Raw genomic sequence first — 14,691 nt, 5'->3', positions numbered from 1 at the left:
CCAACCACACGCTATATCACTGAAACTAAACCCAGAAATAAGCTTTAGGGTCTTTTTCTACTTCGCGCATCATTGCCGTCAAATCTTCACTACGCGCTAAAAATGGGTAAGGAATCCAAGGTTCACTCGTGGATTGTTCTTCATCATAAGCGTAAAGAATCCACTGTTTCGAGGCCTCTTCCCATACGATTTTTGCCACCAAACTTTCATAGTCACAATGGCTCGAGTCCAATTTGTAATGGCATAAAATAAACTGCACACCATTTTCTATCGGTTCAAAGCTGGATTTGCCTAACTCAGCAGGCAAACTCTGATTGCGGCTCATGCAAAGCAGTTCCGCACGACGTTCGAGTTGTCGCTGTAGAAGGTTGACAATCATGTTTAACCTCACTGTGACTTGGTGTATCCAGTATGGCGCTCTGCTCGCGGTAATTCTATGATCCCAACATCATTTGAGTATAAGCAATCGCAACAATCTCTATTGATTTCACAAATCCAACACTAAACCTAGGAACGCATTCACATTTTTGTCATACGTTTCAGGCATACTGCTTAAGATTTTTTTGACAACATGGGAGCTACTTTATGTTTAGGATGGCACTTGCCGCCGTTTGCGCATTTTTCTTTTCTATCACTGCGATAACACCGTCTGCGCAAGCAAGTGAAATTACCGTTTCGGGTTCCACTTCCGTAGCCAGAATTATGGATGTACTGGCCGAAGAGTATAACAAGACGCACCCAGACACTTATGTCGCGGTACAAGGCGTAGGCTCCACCGCCGGCATTGCGTTACTCAAAAAAGGGGTAGCCGATATTGCGATGACATCCCGTTATATGACGGAAAGTGAAAGCCAAGAAAACCTCAATAGCTTTATGCTTGCTTTCGATGGCATGGCGGTAGTCGTTAACCAAGCCAACCCGATCACTAATTTAAACCGCGAACAGCTGTATGGCATCTATAAAGGGCAGATTACTAACTGGAAACAGGTCGGTGGAAATGATCAAAAGATTGCGGTAGTCACTCGTGAGGCTTCATCGGGTACCCGCTACAGCTTTGAAAGCTTAATGGGATTAACCAAAACGCTTAACAAACGTGAGGTTTCTGATATTGCCCCAACCGCATTAGTGGTGAACAGCAACAGCATGATGAAAACCTTGGTCAACCACAATATCCAAGCGTTAGGCTTTATCTCAATTGGCTCGGTAGACAAATCGGTTAAAGCGTTGCAGTTTGAGAAAACGGAGCCTACAGCCGACAACATTGCAAAGCACAGTTATCAACTCTCTCGACCTTTCTTAATCCTGCACTACTCGGATAAGGCCGATGAACAAACCAAGCAATTCATCGCGTTTTTACAGTCAGACCTAGCGAAAAAGTTGATTGTTGAGTATGGCTATATCATGCCAAGCGATGTGGAATAAATCCTAATCGTCGTTTCAACTCATTGAAAACAAACAAGGAGAGCATTCGCTCTCCTTGTTTTTATGTTCTGAACACCATTGATTAAAAATGCAGTTGGATCACCGAAACGACGACACAACCTGGACGACGAACACCTTCAATTTCGACTTTGATTTCACGCTCGATCTCAAGACCTTTCTTGATTGGCGTGACTTTTGAGAGTGTACTCACGGCACGAACTCGATTACCCGCTTTGACTGGATAAGGAAAGCGCACTGAATTAAGGCCAATATTCACCACCAATTTCGCCGTGGGGAATAGGGATTTTTCTTCATCGACGCTGTCGGTTAAACGAGGCAGCAGAGCTAAAGTCAAAAAACCATGGGCAATCGTTGTTTTGAACGGAGATTCCAACGCGGCGCGATCAGGATCCGTATGAATCCACTGCATATCTTCAGTGACAGTACCAAATTGATTAATACGCTCTTGGTCAACGAGCAACCAATCACCAGTATGCATCACTTCACCCACTTGGGTTTGTAGCTGATCATACAAAGCCTGTGCTTCCGGTTTGAGCACAATCGGTTCTGGGATCGGTGTTTCTTCATTGGCAGGCAGGTGCAGATCTTTCACCCACGCAAACAGCGGGCGACGATTGGTTTTGGTCAAAATATCATCCCAGTACTCACGTACAGAGGGAGACATCCACTGTTTAAATTCAGTGTGCTTAACCAAGTTTTCAGCTCGATGCTTTAGAAGATCCGCGACTCTCATCAAAACCTCATTCTTAACCAAGAAGAAATGGAAACAACCTAATTTTGAAGTACTTCACAGTAAGCTGCAATGACTTTCGGGCGTACATGTGTAATCCGCAACAGAAAAAAGCAAATAAAAACAATATCTTATCAATAAAACATTATTTTATTAGATTTATAGTCATTAGAGTAAACATACCATTTGTTTCGGCACTTTTGCCTAATATTGACTCGAATGACCGTGCCATTGTCCCCTTAATGACAGCACTCAGGTCCACGGCTTAAAGATTCACCGACAATACTAAGCAAATATTGCGCCGAGTTGTCGTATTCACGGATTTTTAATTGTTGTTACAAGTTATCTATCTGGGCTAGGTAGGATTCGGCGGTCGCTAAAATCGCCAGTTGATCGACGCTAGCTATCTTATCCCATGTTTTATAGAGCATTCCAATGCGAGGATTGTTAGCGAGCTGTTCACGATGTTTGAGCATAAAGCGCCAATAGAGTGAATTTAGCGGGCAAGCCCCATCACCGGATTTGAGTTTCACTTGATAAGGGCAAGAGACGCAGTAGTCACTCATTTTATTGATGTAGGAACCACTAGCCGCATAAGGTTTAGTCGCAATCAATCCCCCATCGGCAAACAGTGCCATTCCCCGCGTGTTCGGGAGTTCGACCCATTCAATCGCATCAATGTAGACGCCCAAATACCACGCATCAACTTCATCGGGGTCACATTCGGTGAGCAGGGCAAAGTTGCCTGTTACCATCAATCGTTGAATATGGTGCGCATAGCCAAAATCCAAGGATTGAGTGATCGCTTGTTGCAGGCAGTGCATCTTCGTTTGACCATTCCAGAAATAACTCGGCAAAGGGCGCCGAGCACCAAAATGATTGCGAGTTTTGTAATGAGGCATGTTGCTCCAATACATACCGCGTACGTACTCTCTCCACCCCAAAATTTGACGTACGAAACCTTCGACTTGTGCTAAAGAAACTTCGCCTTGGGCAGCTCGATAGGTATCAATCGCAGCGCCAATTACCTCTTGTGGGGAAAGTAATTTGCAATTCAATGCAAACGATAGACGGCTGTGATAAAGGCTCCATCGATATGGGTGCTGTGCCGTCATCGCATCTTGAAAGCGGCCAAAATTGGGTAAAGCGCATTGGCAAAAATGCGCCAATAGAGATAAGGCTTGCGCACGATTTATCGGCCACAGTAATGATTCTCCGACGTTGCCGATCGATTTAACGTTATGACGTTCAAGTCGTGATTTGATGGATGAAATGGAGTTATCAAAGCGAAGCGGAGTGGGCAAGTGCAGCAAATCAGGCGCTTTCAGCTTATTGCGATTCTCTGCATCAAAATTCCACTGCCCGCCTTCTGGCTTGTTTTCCGATTCCATTAAATAGCCAAAACGTTTACGCATGCGGCGATAAAAATGTTCCATCAATACCGCTTTTCCCACCGGAAATTGTTGGGGGATCTCCGCAAATGGCAACAGAAAATGTTCCGTATCGACGCAACCAATCACCACTTCGGGGATACGTAAATTCGCCATCTGTTCTAGTAAGCGGTATTCATCTGGTCTTTGGTATTGAAAGGCATGGGCATTAACCTGATGGCAAATATGCTCAATTAAGTGTGGTAAGTCGGCAAACTCTGCGGTGGCATCCAAATCTAAATGCAGAACGTGATGTCCTTCTGCCGTCAAACGCTCGGCAAACGCTTTCATTGCTGCAAAAAACGCACACTGTTTCTGGGTGTGGTGACGTACATACCACTGCTCCTGATGCAGTTCTGCAATCAAGTACAGCACCTCTTCTCGTGGTTCAGCAAACCAAGAGTGGGTATGGTTGAGCTGATCGCCCAATATCAATCGTACAACCGGGTAACGCATTATGTTCCTTAAGCCGCATTTTTATTCAATGTCGACATTGGTTTTATTAAGAGTCACTTTATCTACGAGTGGCAGGCCACGCCGATCACTAAATCGCTGTTCTATTTTCGAAACAAACCCTGCTCTATCCATTTTATCAATCAAATAAACACCTGATATTTTGTATGAGAATTGGTTATTTAACTCTAAAAATTAAGCCTGAGAGCTTCATTCCACAAACGTTGTCTTCGCTTAGCCTTATTGAACAAAGTTAGTTAAATTTGCTACCGATCACATTTCGGCAAACCATTTGAAAAAATGGGACGCAAAGCCTCCGGTCTGTCGGTTCGAGAAAAGCTCAACAAACGGTTTTCTCAATCTATGATAGCGGGGTCGCCATAACCATATTGCATAGTTATGCCTTGCTGAGTGTGGTAGGACTCAGAATACCTCTGAGTTCTGTCAGCCAACAAAAAAGAGTCTGTGATGAAAAAACAACCTAAATTGACCGCAATCGCTCTGATCCTTTCTGGTATCAGTGGATTAGCGTATGGACACGGTTATGTGTCAGCAGTGGAAGACGGTATTGTAGAAGGGCGCGTTACGTTATGTAAATTTGCCGCTAATGGTACTGGTGAAAAAAACACTAACTGTGGTGCGATTCAATATGAACCACAAAGCGTTGAAGGCCCAGAAGGCTTTCCGGCTGCTGGCCCACGTGATGGCAAAATTGCCAGTGCTCAAAGTGCACTTGCCGCTGCGCTTGATGAACAAACGGCCGACCGTTGGGTAAAACGCCCAATCCAAGCTGGACCACAAACCTTTGAGTGGACGTTTACGGCAAACCATGTCACTCGAGACTGGAAATACTACATCACCAAGCCAAACTGGAACCCAAACCAAGCCCTATCACGCGATTCTTTTGATCTGAATCCATTCTGCGTGGTCGAAGGCAACATGGTGCAACCACCCAAACGCACTAGCCATGAGTGTATTGTGCCTGAGCGCGAAGGTTACCATGTGATTCTTGCGGTATGGGATGTGGGTGATACCGCGGCAGCCTTCTACAACGTGATTGATGTAAAGTTTGATGGCAACGGTCCTGTATTACCTGATTGGAACCAAGCAGGACAGATCATCCCAACCATGGATCTGAGCATCGGTGACACCGTGTTTACACGCGTTTTTGATGCGACCGGAGAGAACCCTGCGTACCGTACTGAACTGAAAATCGATTCAGAAACGCTCACTCAAGCGAATCAGTGGTCACACGCTTTAGCGGCTAAAATTAACCAAACACAAAAACAGCAGCGTGCTGGCCAGCTCAATGGTGATCAGTTTGTTCCCGTTTACGGGACTAACCCGATTTACCTAAAAGAAGGCAGCGGCTTGAAGCGTGTTGAAATTGGCTACCAAATCGAAGCGCCACAGCCTGAGTATTCACTGACAGTTTCAGGTTTAGCGGCAGAATATGAAATTGGCGAACAGCCTGTTCAACTTGACCTAACGCTAGAAGCACAAGGTGAGATGAGCGCAGAGCTCACCGTTTATAACCATCACCAAAAACCGCTAGCAAGCTGGACTCAGGCGATGACCGACGGCGAGCTCAAATCAGTAACCTTACAGCTGAGCGAAGCCAAAGCGGGTCATCATATGCTGGTTTCTCGCATCAAGGATCTTGATGGCAACCTACAAGATCAGCAAACGCTAGACTTTATGTTGGTTGAACCACAAACGCCACCGACTCCGGGAGATTACGACTTTGTTTTCCCGAACGGTTTGAAAGAGTATGTTGCGGGCACCAAAGTGCTAGGTTCGGATGGCGCGATTTACCAGTGTAAAGCATGGCCAGCATCAGGCTATTGCCAACAGTGGACAAGCAATGCCACTCAGTACCAACCAGGTACTGGTAGTCATTGGCAAATGGCGTGGGATAAACTCTAATTGCCCCTCTAAAACACAAAATCCCTCAGCCACGCTGAGGGATTTTTTATTTGAGCTAGAGACAAATCTCATCGCTTATAGTGCGAAAAAGTCTCAAGGTTAAGCCTCGTTTTACTCTTCATCCATCTCGCAATCGGTACAGCTTTGCAAAGCGATTTCGTGTTCAAACACCACCGTTTCATTACCTTCTGCCAATAGCTCAGCAATTTCATCCGCGACTTCTTGTTCATCTTCCGCTTCAACTTGATTCGCTAACTCTTCTTCAGAATAACCGTAGAAGTTTAGCAATAAGTAGTCACGCGCTTCTTCTTTGGTACAAGTCACGTTCACGGAAAGGTCAGGCTCAACGTTGTCTTGCGCAAGAATGTCGGCAACTTGAGCTAACACATCCTCTTTCATCGCCGCGGTTAACCAGCCGAGATCCGTGCTTACTGTGGTTTTTTTACAATCAAAGCAAGGCAGTTGATGAAAGTAATATTGAAAATTGGTCATAGGTCATTTCTTCTTTCAGAGTGAGTAGCAAGATTATGCGCGATTTCTCGCAAAATACTATCTCAATCATGAGGAAAGATCCGCTCACTAGGCTGACTGTGTGCGTAAACAATTGCTCAATGCTGCTTGACCTGTCTATAGCTCTACAGTTCATACTAACCACATCTTCAGCCTCTTGAGGTCAGATCAAATATGTATTTAATTTCAGAATTAGCGGTCAAGGCGGGGCTCTCTCGAACCACACTACTTTACTACGAGAAATTAGGATTGATTCGGGGGCAACGTCTTGACAATGGCTATCGCTACTACAGCGAGAGTGATCTGCAGCAACTGTTTCTTATCCAACAGCTTCAGAGTGCGGGGCTTTCATTAAAAGAGTGTGAAGAGTGCTTACAGGCGAAACTAGACCGAAGCCTATTGGAAAGTCGTTTAAGCCAACTCGATGATGAAATTGAGAAAAAAGTTCGCGCTCGTGAGTTGCTTTTAGCCTTGCTCGGCGAACGTCCACAAAGAGAGTTACACCACTCTCTCAGTAAACATGCGCCAAACGCTTACTTAAGCTGGCTCAACACGCAAGGTTACAGTGAAAAAGAGGCGCTCCGATTAAAATGGTTATCGAAAGATATGAATGAACATGACATCTATATGCAAGATTTCATGGCAGTTTTTGCCACTTTGCAACGCTGGAGCCCCGGTAGCGAGCAAGATACCTTAAAAGCCATTTCCTTGATGTCGATACAAAGCATGCAGCATATCCTCGATGTCGGCTGCGGAACGGGCCTTTCAACTCTCCTGCTGGCAGAAAACAGTTCGGCGCACATTACTGCTGTCGATAATGAACCCATCGCGATTAAACAACTTGAGAAGCAACGCCAGCACTCGCCATGGAAAGAGCGGATATCCCCAGTCTTGGGTTCCATGACCGCACTCCCTTTTGCCGCGAAAAGTTTTGATGCGATTTGGGCTGAAGGCTGTGTTTACATCATGGGCATGGAGAACGCTCTCAAGCAGTGGAAACCTTTTTTAGCGGATAACGGCATCTTGATGGTCAGTGATTTGGTCTGGCTCACTGAGAATCCAGAACCGGAAACTCAACAATTTTGGCAATCCGAATACCCAGATATCCAATCGATACCTTCTCGAATCAAGCTTTTCAAAAAGCTGGGTTATGAGGTGATGGAGCATTTTTCATTAGGCGTTGATGCATGGCAAAACTACTGGCTACCACTGCAAAACCGTGTCGAAGAGTTAAAACTTCGGCTGACAAACTCCCAAGCTTTGTCTGACATAGAAAAGGAGATTGCTATCTATGAACGAAGTGCTGCCAAAGACTTTACTTATCAATATTTTATTTTGAAAATTAACCACTAGAGACTTAAGAATGAATTTTTCTTTATACAAATCACAGCAAAAACTAGAGATTATCGACCTGTTCCAAAACACCTTTTCTGATTCTGAAGGATCAGAAGAAGGCACTGTGATTGGAAAACTGGTCTCCGATTTTCTCAGCCACTCCCTTCAAGAAGATGATCTTTTCGTGTTTGTCGCATGCGATGATCACCAACGTGTTATCGGCAGCATCCTTTTCTCCAAGCTCTCATTTCCTAATGAGGAAAACGTGTATCTTCTCGCGCCAGTGGCAGTAGCAACGAAGTGGCACGGTCAAGGCATTGGACAAGCACTGATCCGTTTTGGATTAGAGACGTTAAAAGAGAAAGATATCAGTCATGTCATCACCTACGGTGATATTCGCTTTTACTCCAAAGTAGGATTTACTGCGATTAATGAAGAGATGATTCAAGCGCCATTGACCTTGTCCTACCCTGAAGGTTGGCTTGCTCAATCGTTAACAGGGCAAGCGATCACCCCGATCAGCGGTAAACCCACATGCTTAGAAGCGATAGCAAATCCTGTTTACTGGTAGGCTTAAATTATGGATGACACTCTATGTGACCCGATGATTTTTCTGGTAACAAATGGCAGCATCATTCCAAAGCCGACAACAAGGTTGACTTTGCTGCCAACTTCCCTCCTCTTTCCTTTTTGTTGACACTCGGATTACAAATCCAATTACAAAGTCATTACTATGCCTGAAATTGGATTACCCCCTCACTGGCGCAATAACAGGAGAAGAAAATGGATCGTCATCCCTGCATCAAACATTGGAGTGAACTACAGGAAAAGGAGCCTCGTTACTACTCTGGTAGCCAAGAGCCGCTGTCTATCGGCTGCGCGCTCGGTCATTATTTTGGCTTCGCGCGGATCGGTATTCACCATGAAATTGTCGAGCCCGGACATCGCACCAGTTGGCCTCACGCGGAAAAAACGGAAGATGAATTTGTGCATGTATTAGAAGGCACACCCGATGTCTGGCTAGATGGCGTCCTCTATCGACTACAGCCGGGCGATTCGGTTGGCTTCAAAGCGGGCGATGGTCTCGCACATACTTTTATCAACAATACCGACCAGATCGTCCGCTTATTGTGTATCGGAGACACCGAACGAGAAGATAACCGCATTCACTACGCCGTCCATCCGGAACGGAACGTGCGTCTTGGCAAGCTCAACTGGCATGATGTACCTGCCCGCGAGCTCGGTGATCACGATGGTCTACCGGACAAACTTCGTGCTAACAACGGGCCGTTCTAGACGGTCACGGCTTTTAACCAGCAGAATTGTTGACACCCAAATTACACATCTTGTGATGAAGCGGCTACTATTGGCATGAACCCAATACTAAGTATTTAAATCATGACGTTGCTGCTGACTCACCGCAGGTTAAGCCTCTTACTGTGTAGCTTATGGGCTGCTTCCGCACTGGCCAGTATTGACCTGCCTGAAACTCAGCGTTGGTCGATTTTTTATCGCGCAGCGCTTGAGCAGCAAAGCACGCCACTGGTGGCGAGCCAAACCCTCAATCAATACCCGTTAGCGCTCCTCAGCAGTCACAGTCAATATCCTGATTTTACTCAATATACGTGGCAAGACATCGCAGATTTAGCCGCCACGGCCAAGCAGTGCCAGCCGCTCAACTCCTCTTCGCCGTATTTGGCGAAAGCGGTCGAATTTGAGTTGGCGCTATGTCGCCAAACACCGCTCGGCGCAGAGTGGTTTCAGCGTGTTGCGTGGCAACATCCGGCGGGAGGCAGCTACGCAGATCGCTATATTGAGCACTTAGCGGATGCAGAGCAGGCAACCTTTGCCTCTGCGCACCCAACACGTTTCACCTTGGCGAGCCATTATCATCCGTTGCATGCCTTATGGCAACGACCGGGCGCTGCCGGGGTAGATGCACTGCTCAACGGCTTTCGCCTGTATCTTGCGCCAAATGATGAACTGTGGCTCAGCAGCGAAGCGGGCTGGCATGTGCTTTCGAGCGTGCACTGGCGCGCACTCACCGCACCACTGCCATTCACGCTTGAGCCTTATCAAGCGCAAAAGCCTTGCGATGAGCGTTACAGCAACCTCTGCTTTAATCAGCGCGTTAGCAGTCATGCGTGGCTGTATAGCGGTTTGGTGATCGGTGTGTTGCTTGCGTTTGGCGCTGCGCTGCGTTCACTTTGGCTGCGCTATCAAGAAGGGCGCGAGCGGCGCTTTATTTTGCAACTGCTGACTCACGAACTGCGCACGCCCATCACCAGTTTAGGGTTTACCGTCGAATCACTACGCAGCCAATTTGATGAGTTATCCCCCAAGGCGCAAGAGAGCTTATGGCGATTAATGGCCGATCATCAGCGGCTAGCACAACTGAGCGAGACCAGCCGCCACTACTTGAGCCCGAGCCACGACAGCATGGCGCGCCATCCAGCGCAGTTGAGTGACTTTATCGAGCATTGTATCGAGGACTTTGAGGTTGAGCTTCATCTCAAACACGACCCAATACTCGCACTGCCCTATTACTGGCTTGGGCTGTGCATCACTAACTTACTCAGCAATGCCAAGCAGCATGGCGCGCCACCTATTCGCCTGACGGTGAGTGTGGTTGCACAAACGCTGCGCATTGAAGTGGAAGATTGCGGTGAATTTCCCTCTTTCTACCAACGTCTGTGCAAACGACTTTCGAGGCATCAAGACACTCACTCGCGCCCAAACACAGATAACATGGGCGTTGGCTTGCAGTTAGTGCGAAAACTCATCACCCAAATGGGCGGCAAACTGGTAATCCGTCGTCATCCAACCCGTGGTATTTTGGAGCTGCCGCTATGAAGCGTATTTTGCTGATTGAAGATGACACCTTACTCGGCCAAGGTCTGCGCGATTATCTGCATGACCATGGTTATGCATGCGAGTGGGTAACGCAGAGCCAACAGGTCGAAAAGCACTGGTTCAGTATCGATCTGGTGATTTTAGATCGGCAATTGCACGATGGTGACAGCCTGAAACATCTGCCGCACTGGTTGATGCTCAAAGCCCTGCCGGTGATCATACTGACCGCCAAAATTGAAGTGGAGCAACGAATTGAAGGGCTCAAAGCGGGGGCGAAAGATTATGTGCTCAAGCCCTTTTCCCACCAAGAGTTGCTGGCACGCATCGAAGCGCAACTGCGCCCGCTCGGCAGTAGCGTACTCAGCTACGCGGATATTGTGGTCGATGTGGCCAATCGCTCTGTACTTAATAACCAAACGCCGGTTGAACTCAAACCGAAAGAGTTTCAACTGCTGCTGATGCTACTGCAAAATCCGGGGCGCGTTTATCACCGTGATGAGCTGCTCAATCTTATTTGGGGTTATCAATATTTCCCAACCACGCGCACCGTGGATAACCACATTTTGCATTTGCGACAAAAGCTGCCGCAACTGGATATCGAGACCCTGCGCGGCGTGGGTTATCGCCTCAAAGGAGCCTCCGTATGATCTGCGCCTCTTTTCGCAATCACATTGCGCGACTTGGCATACTCAGCGCGTTAGTAAGCGGCGCCGCGATAGCGGAAACGCCGCCAAGCCCCACCCACGCTTGGTTTCGCACCACACCGCTGCAAAGCAGTTACCAGCTATTGGTTGAGGGGCATCCCACGCAAGCGTGGCACGAGCTCATCCACACACTGTCTACCACGCCCGTAGCCGAGGCTTTTTGGCAACCCATCAAAGAGGCCATTCTCAGTCAAACCCAGTGTGGACAGGCACTTCCAAGCACATCGCCTAACGATCTCGCGATTGCGGTGACTTTTATTCATAAGTTCAATCAGACCTTTCAAGGCTACCAAGTGAGGCTGAGCGCCGAAAACCTCACCCAGCCGCTGGCGGTGCGTCTGGCTTCTGCGAAAGGTGCAACCTTGTTAGCAGCAGAGCTTGCGCCTGCCGATTACGCCGAAGTGGAAAGTCGCGATCTGCTTTCGCCGTATGCCGCAGGTGTCTATTGGCTCACTCTGGGCGAGCAACGCATGGCGCTGCTGATTTCGGCCCCTTCCAACACACCGTGGATTGAACAATCCAGCGCGACCGATCTCACTATCCGCTTCCCCGCCACGCCTTCGGGCTGCGCATCGTCACTGGCTCGTTGGCAATTTTTTGATCAAAACTTTACCCTGCTACACTCACAAACCGTCAACCGAGATCAGCCTCCTGCCCCACCTTCTGCCCCTTCTCAAGCGCGCTGGCGTAGCCTCAGCATCACTCAAAGTGAATACCAAGGCACTATTCGCGTTGAGCAAATGCAGCGCCTCACGATACCCATTGACTAAGTTCAGGCAAAAGAGGGAAAGACATACTGGTGACAAAACCTATCGACGGACAAGGTTAAATATCTGGGTTACTCGATAGGAGACCGATATGAAATTGACCTTTTCCTCACTGGGGCTACTGCTGCTGGTGAGCGCGCCGAGCTTTGCGTTGACCTTAGAACAGGGCGATCAGCACTGGCAGATTGACCCCGACACACTGGCCATCATCCTCAAGCAAGACTCACAAACTTTCGCTATCAACCAAGGCTGCCTACAGATTGACGGGCAGACACAACAGGCAACGCAATTAACCCAAAGCGCCGAGCAAGCCACATGGACACTTAAGCCAAGTGGCGTGCAAGTGTCTGCACAGTTGCAACAAGGGTTGAACATCGATTTTCGCTGGCCAAGTGCTCGTGAGATTGAACGCCAAGCTCCTAAAGCACTGCGCTGGTTTGATCTCAGTGAAGTATCGACCCAAACGCTGTTACTGCCGTTTGACGAAGGAATGCGAGTGCCAACCGATAACCCGACTTGGACACGTTATTTGATAGACAATCATTCGGGTGCCAATACCACGCAAGATCTCAAAATGCCGTTCTGGAGCGCGCAACAGGGCGAACACTTCATCAGCTATCAACTGCTCAACGCCACCAATAACCAGCTGCACTTTAGTGAGCAGCAAAATAAGCTGGACTTACAAGCGGAGCACTGGTTTACCCCGCTGAACCAAAGTGAGCCTTTTAGCGTGCGCATCACCGTGGGCGATGAGATGCTAGCCGGAGCCAAAGCGTATCGCGACTGGCGCGAAGCCGCGGGGCTGCGTGTTTCACTTGCGGAAAAACGCAAGGCAAATCCGCAGATCGAAAAAATGATTGGTGCAAGCCACGTCTATCTGTTCGGGCGTGATTTAATCGCAGTGCAAGATGTGGTGGATTGGTGGGGACTGCGCGATTGGTTTTGGCGCTCTGAGTTTACCCCTTCACCAGAATTACAAAAGGAACTGGCGAGCCTAAAAAAAGGCCAAGACTGGCTCAATCAGTATCAGAAAAAATTGCTGGTCGGAGAGATAAACCAAGCCTTGAACCAAAAGTTCAGCGCCGATCCATCGTCCATTCAAGCGCAGTACCAAGCCGCGCAGCAGCGCAAAGCGTGGCTGACTGAACACGTTGGCGCATACCTCAAACCAAGCGATCAATGGGGACAAGGGTTAGCGCAACCCATGATCAGCACCCTTCAGCAAGCAGGATTAAGCAAACTCTGGCTAGGTCTTGATAACTGGATGCCAGCCTTTTATCAGCCGCAAGTGGTCGATAGGGCCAAACAAGCCGGCTATTTGATTGGCGTGTATGACTCATACAACACCGCGATTAAAAAAGGCATCAACGACAGTTGGCTGACCGCGCAGCTGCCGGGTCGCATGCGTGAAAGCTGCGCGATTGAAAAAGCCGACGGCACGTTGCAACTGGGCTTTCGCGGTAACGGCTTTTATCTCAATCCCGCCTGTGAACTCGGTTACGTTAAACAGCGCGTGCAAGACATTCTCCATTTCGGGCGCTTTAACAGCCTGTTTCTCGATGTGGATGGCACCGCCATGGCGCGGGAAAATTACCGCTCGCGCAGCAACGAAACCGCGATGCTGGCCGCCTTTAACACTCGAATGCAGGATATTGCAAACACGCCGACGCTGATTTTGGGATCGGAAGATGGCAATGCCCTGACCACTCAAGGGCTGGTGTTTGCTCATGGTATGGAAACGGTCGGCTTTGGTTGGACAGACCAAGCGATGAAGAGTGACAAGCAGTCACCTTATTATCTGGGCAACTGGTATCCCGATGAAAAGCCGGATTTTTTCTTTAAATCAGCGCAAGTTAAAGAGCCCTACCGCAGCTTACTGTTTGCCCCTGAATACAAAGTGCCGCTCTATCAAGCGGTGTTTCATGATGAGCTGATCAGTAGCCACCACTGGCACAGCGACAGTTTGAAGTTTTCGAATGTCAAAGCCGTGCGTGATTTGCGTGCCATGCTGTTTAACACTCCGGCGATGGTGCATTTAAGCCGCGATGAAACGCGTAAAAACTCCGCGCGTATCGAGCAGCTCAAGCACTATCAACAAGGTTTTTTACCCTTGCATGAGCAGTTATGGGATAAAGCCTTGGTCGATTTTCGCTGGCTGGATAAGCAAGGGCAAGTGCAGCAAACGCGCTTTAGTGATGGCTCGATTCTCAGTGCGAATTTTAGCGCGCAGCCATTTAAGCTCGCAGGAGGAGAAGTGATCACGCCACACAGCCTATTGGCGCAATTGGCGAATGGGCAAACCCATCAATGGCAGCCTAAATAGAAATCGTGCGAATAACGCTCAAACGAATAACCATCGCGCGCAAAAACCGCGCGATTGGGCAGTTCAATCAAGGCTGTGACCTTATGGATTCACAGCCTTGTGATGAAGCGATGAGAAGCTAGCTCAATGGGTGATGCGGCTCGGCATCATACCTTGTTACCTTTACCTAAATTTACTCAGACAAACTGTTCACAATCTAAGCTAATCGCGCATAATA

Annotated in this window: 13 protein-coding genes and 1 riboswitch; of the genes, 9 read left to right on the top strand and 4 right to left on the bottom strand. The window is 48.1% G+C overall.

Annotation, left to right across the window (positions count from 1 at the left end):
* Positions 1-25: 25 nt before the first annotated feature.
* The gene (locus MKA69_RS15055) at positions 26-379 is read right to left on the bottom strand and encodes a DUF3024 domain-containing protein (RefSeq protein WP_000636804.1); all 354 of its coding nucleotides are present in this window, start codon (positions 377-379) and stop codon (positions 26-28) included.
* 206 nt (positions 380-585) lie between these two features.
* Here MKA69_RS15055 and MKA69_RS15050 point away from each other — a divergent pair, with 206 nt between their 5' ends.
* Positions 586-1,422: a phosphate ABC transporter substrate-binding protein PstS family protein gene (locus tag MKA69_RS15050; RefSeq protein ID WP_305848400.1), complete on the top strand. Its 837-nt coding sequence runs from the start codon at positions 586-588 to the stop codon at positions 1,420-1,422.
* 82 nt (positions 1,423-1,504) lie between these two features.
* Here the strand turns inward: MKA69_RS15050 and MKA69_RS15045 are convergent, their stop codons facing one another.
* The gene (locus MKA69_RS15045) at positions 1,505-2,176 is read right to left on the bottom strand and encodes a MaoC family dehydratase (RefSeq protein WP_001261546.1); all 672 of its coding nucleotides are present in this window, start codon (positions 2,174-2,176) and stop codon (positions 1,505-1,507) included.
* A 332-nt stretch (positions 2,177-2,508) separates the two neighbouring features.
* Complete coding sequence (locus tag MKA69_RS15040; RefSeq protein WP_305848399.1) at positions 2,509-4,059, bottom strand: cryptochrome/photolyase family protein; 1,551 nt, start codon at positions 4,057-4,059, stop codon at positions 2,509-2,511.
* Positions 4,060-4,328: 269 nt separating this feature from the next.
* Positions 4,329-4,439: riboswitch (cyclic di-GMP riboswitch) on the top strand.
* An 85-nt stretch (positions 4,440-4,524) separates the two neighbouring features.
* Here MKA69_RS15040 and gbpA point away from each other — a divergent pair.
* Positions 4,525-5,982: an N-acetylglucosamine-binding protein GbpA gene (gene gbpA, locus MKA69_RS15035; protein WP_055033704.1), complete on the top strand. Its 1,458-nt coding sequence runs from the start codon at positions 4,525-4,527 to the stop codon at positions 5,980-5,982.
* Between the two features lie 111 nt (positions 5,983-6,093).
* On the opposite strand, the gene MKA69_RS15030 is transcribed toward gbpA, so the two are convergent.
* The gene (locus MKA69_RS15030) at positions 6,094-6,474 is read right to left on the bottom strand and encodes a hypothetical protein (protein WP_055028071.1); all 381 of its coding nucleotides are present in this window, start codon (positions 6,472-6,474) and stop codon (positions 6,094-6,096) included.
* Between the two features lie 192 nt (positions 6,475-6,666).
* Between MKA69_RS15030 and MKA69_RS15025 the strand changes: the two genes are divergently transcribed.
* The 7 genes from MKA69_RS15025 (at position 6,667) to MKA69_RS14995 (ending at position 14,474) form a co-directional block, all read left to right on the top strand.
* Entirely contained in the window at positions 6,667-7,845 is a 1,179-nt protein-coding gene (locus MKA69_RS15025) for a MerR family transcriptional regulator (RefSeq protein ID WP_305848398.1), read from the top strand.
* Positions 7,846-7,855: 10 nt separating this feature from the next.
* Positions 7,856-8,398, top strand: a complete 543-nt coding sequence (locus MKA69_RS15020) for a GNAT family N-acetyltransferase (protein WP_055033707.1) — start codon at positions 7,856-7,858, stop codon at positions 8,396-8,398.
* A 212-nt stretch (positions 8,399-8,610) separates the two neighbouring features.
* Positions 8,611-9,123, top strand: coding sequence for a cupin domain-containing protein (locus tag MKA69_RS15015; RefSeq protein ID WP_055029427.1), 513 nt, complete (start codon positions 8,611-8,613; stop codon positions 9,121-9,123).
* 102 nt (positions 9,124-9,225) lie between these two features.
* Positions 9,226-10,680, top strand: coding sequence for a DUF3404 domain-containing protein (locus MKA69_RS15010; protein WP_305848397.1), 1,455 nt, complete (start codon positions 9,226-9,228; stop codon positions 10,678-10,680).
* Complete coding sequence (locus tag MKA69_RS15005; protein WP_305848396.1) at positions 10,677-11,327, top strand: response regulator transcription factor; 651 nt, start codon at positions 10,677-10,679, stop codon at positions 11,325-11,327. Before MKA69_RS15010 ends, MKA69_RS15005 begins: the two co-directional genes overlap by 4 nt.
* A complete protein-coding gene (locus tag MKA69_RS15000; RefSeq protein ID WP_305848395.1) occupies positions 11,324-12,154 on the top strand; it encodes a DUF2861 family protein in 831 nt (276 codons plus the stop codon). Before MKA69_RS15005 ends, MKA69_RS15000 begins: the two co-directional genes overlap by 4 nt.
* Positions 12,155-12,242: 88 nt before the next feature.
* Positions 12,243-14,474 carry a glycoside hydrolase gene (locus tag MKA69_RS14995; protein WP_305848394.1) on the top strand — a complete coding sequence of 744 codons (2,232 nt, stop codon included), beginning with the start codon at positions 12,243-12,245 and terminating at the stop codon, positions 14,472-14,474.
* Positions 14,475-14,691 lie beyond the last annotated feature (217 nt).

The organism is Vibrio sp. AH4 (assembly GCF_030710545.1).
Lineage (GTDB): Bacteria > Pseudomonadota > Gammaproteobacteria > Enterobacterales > Vibrionaceae > Vibrio > Vibrio metoecus.
Note: the sequence above shows the minus strand (reverse complement) of the source record. Positions and strands in the feature narration are given on the sequence as shown.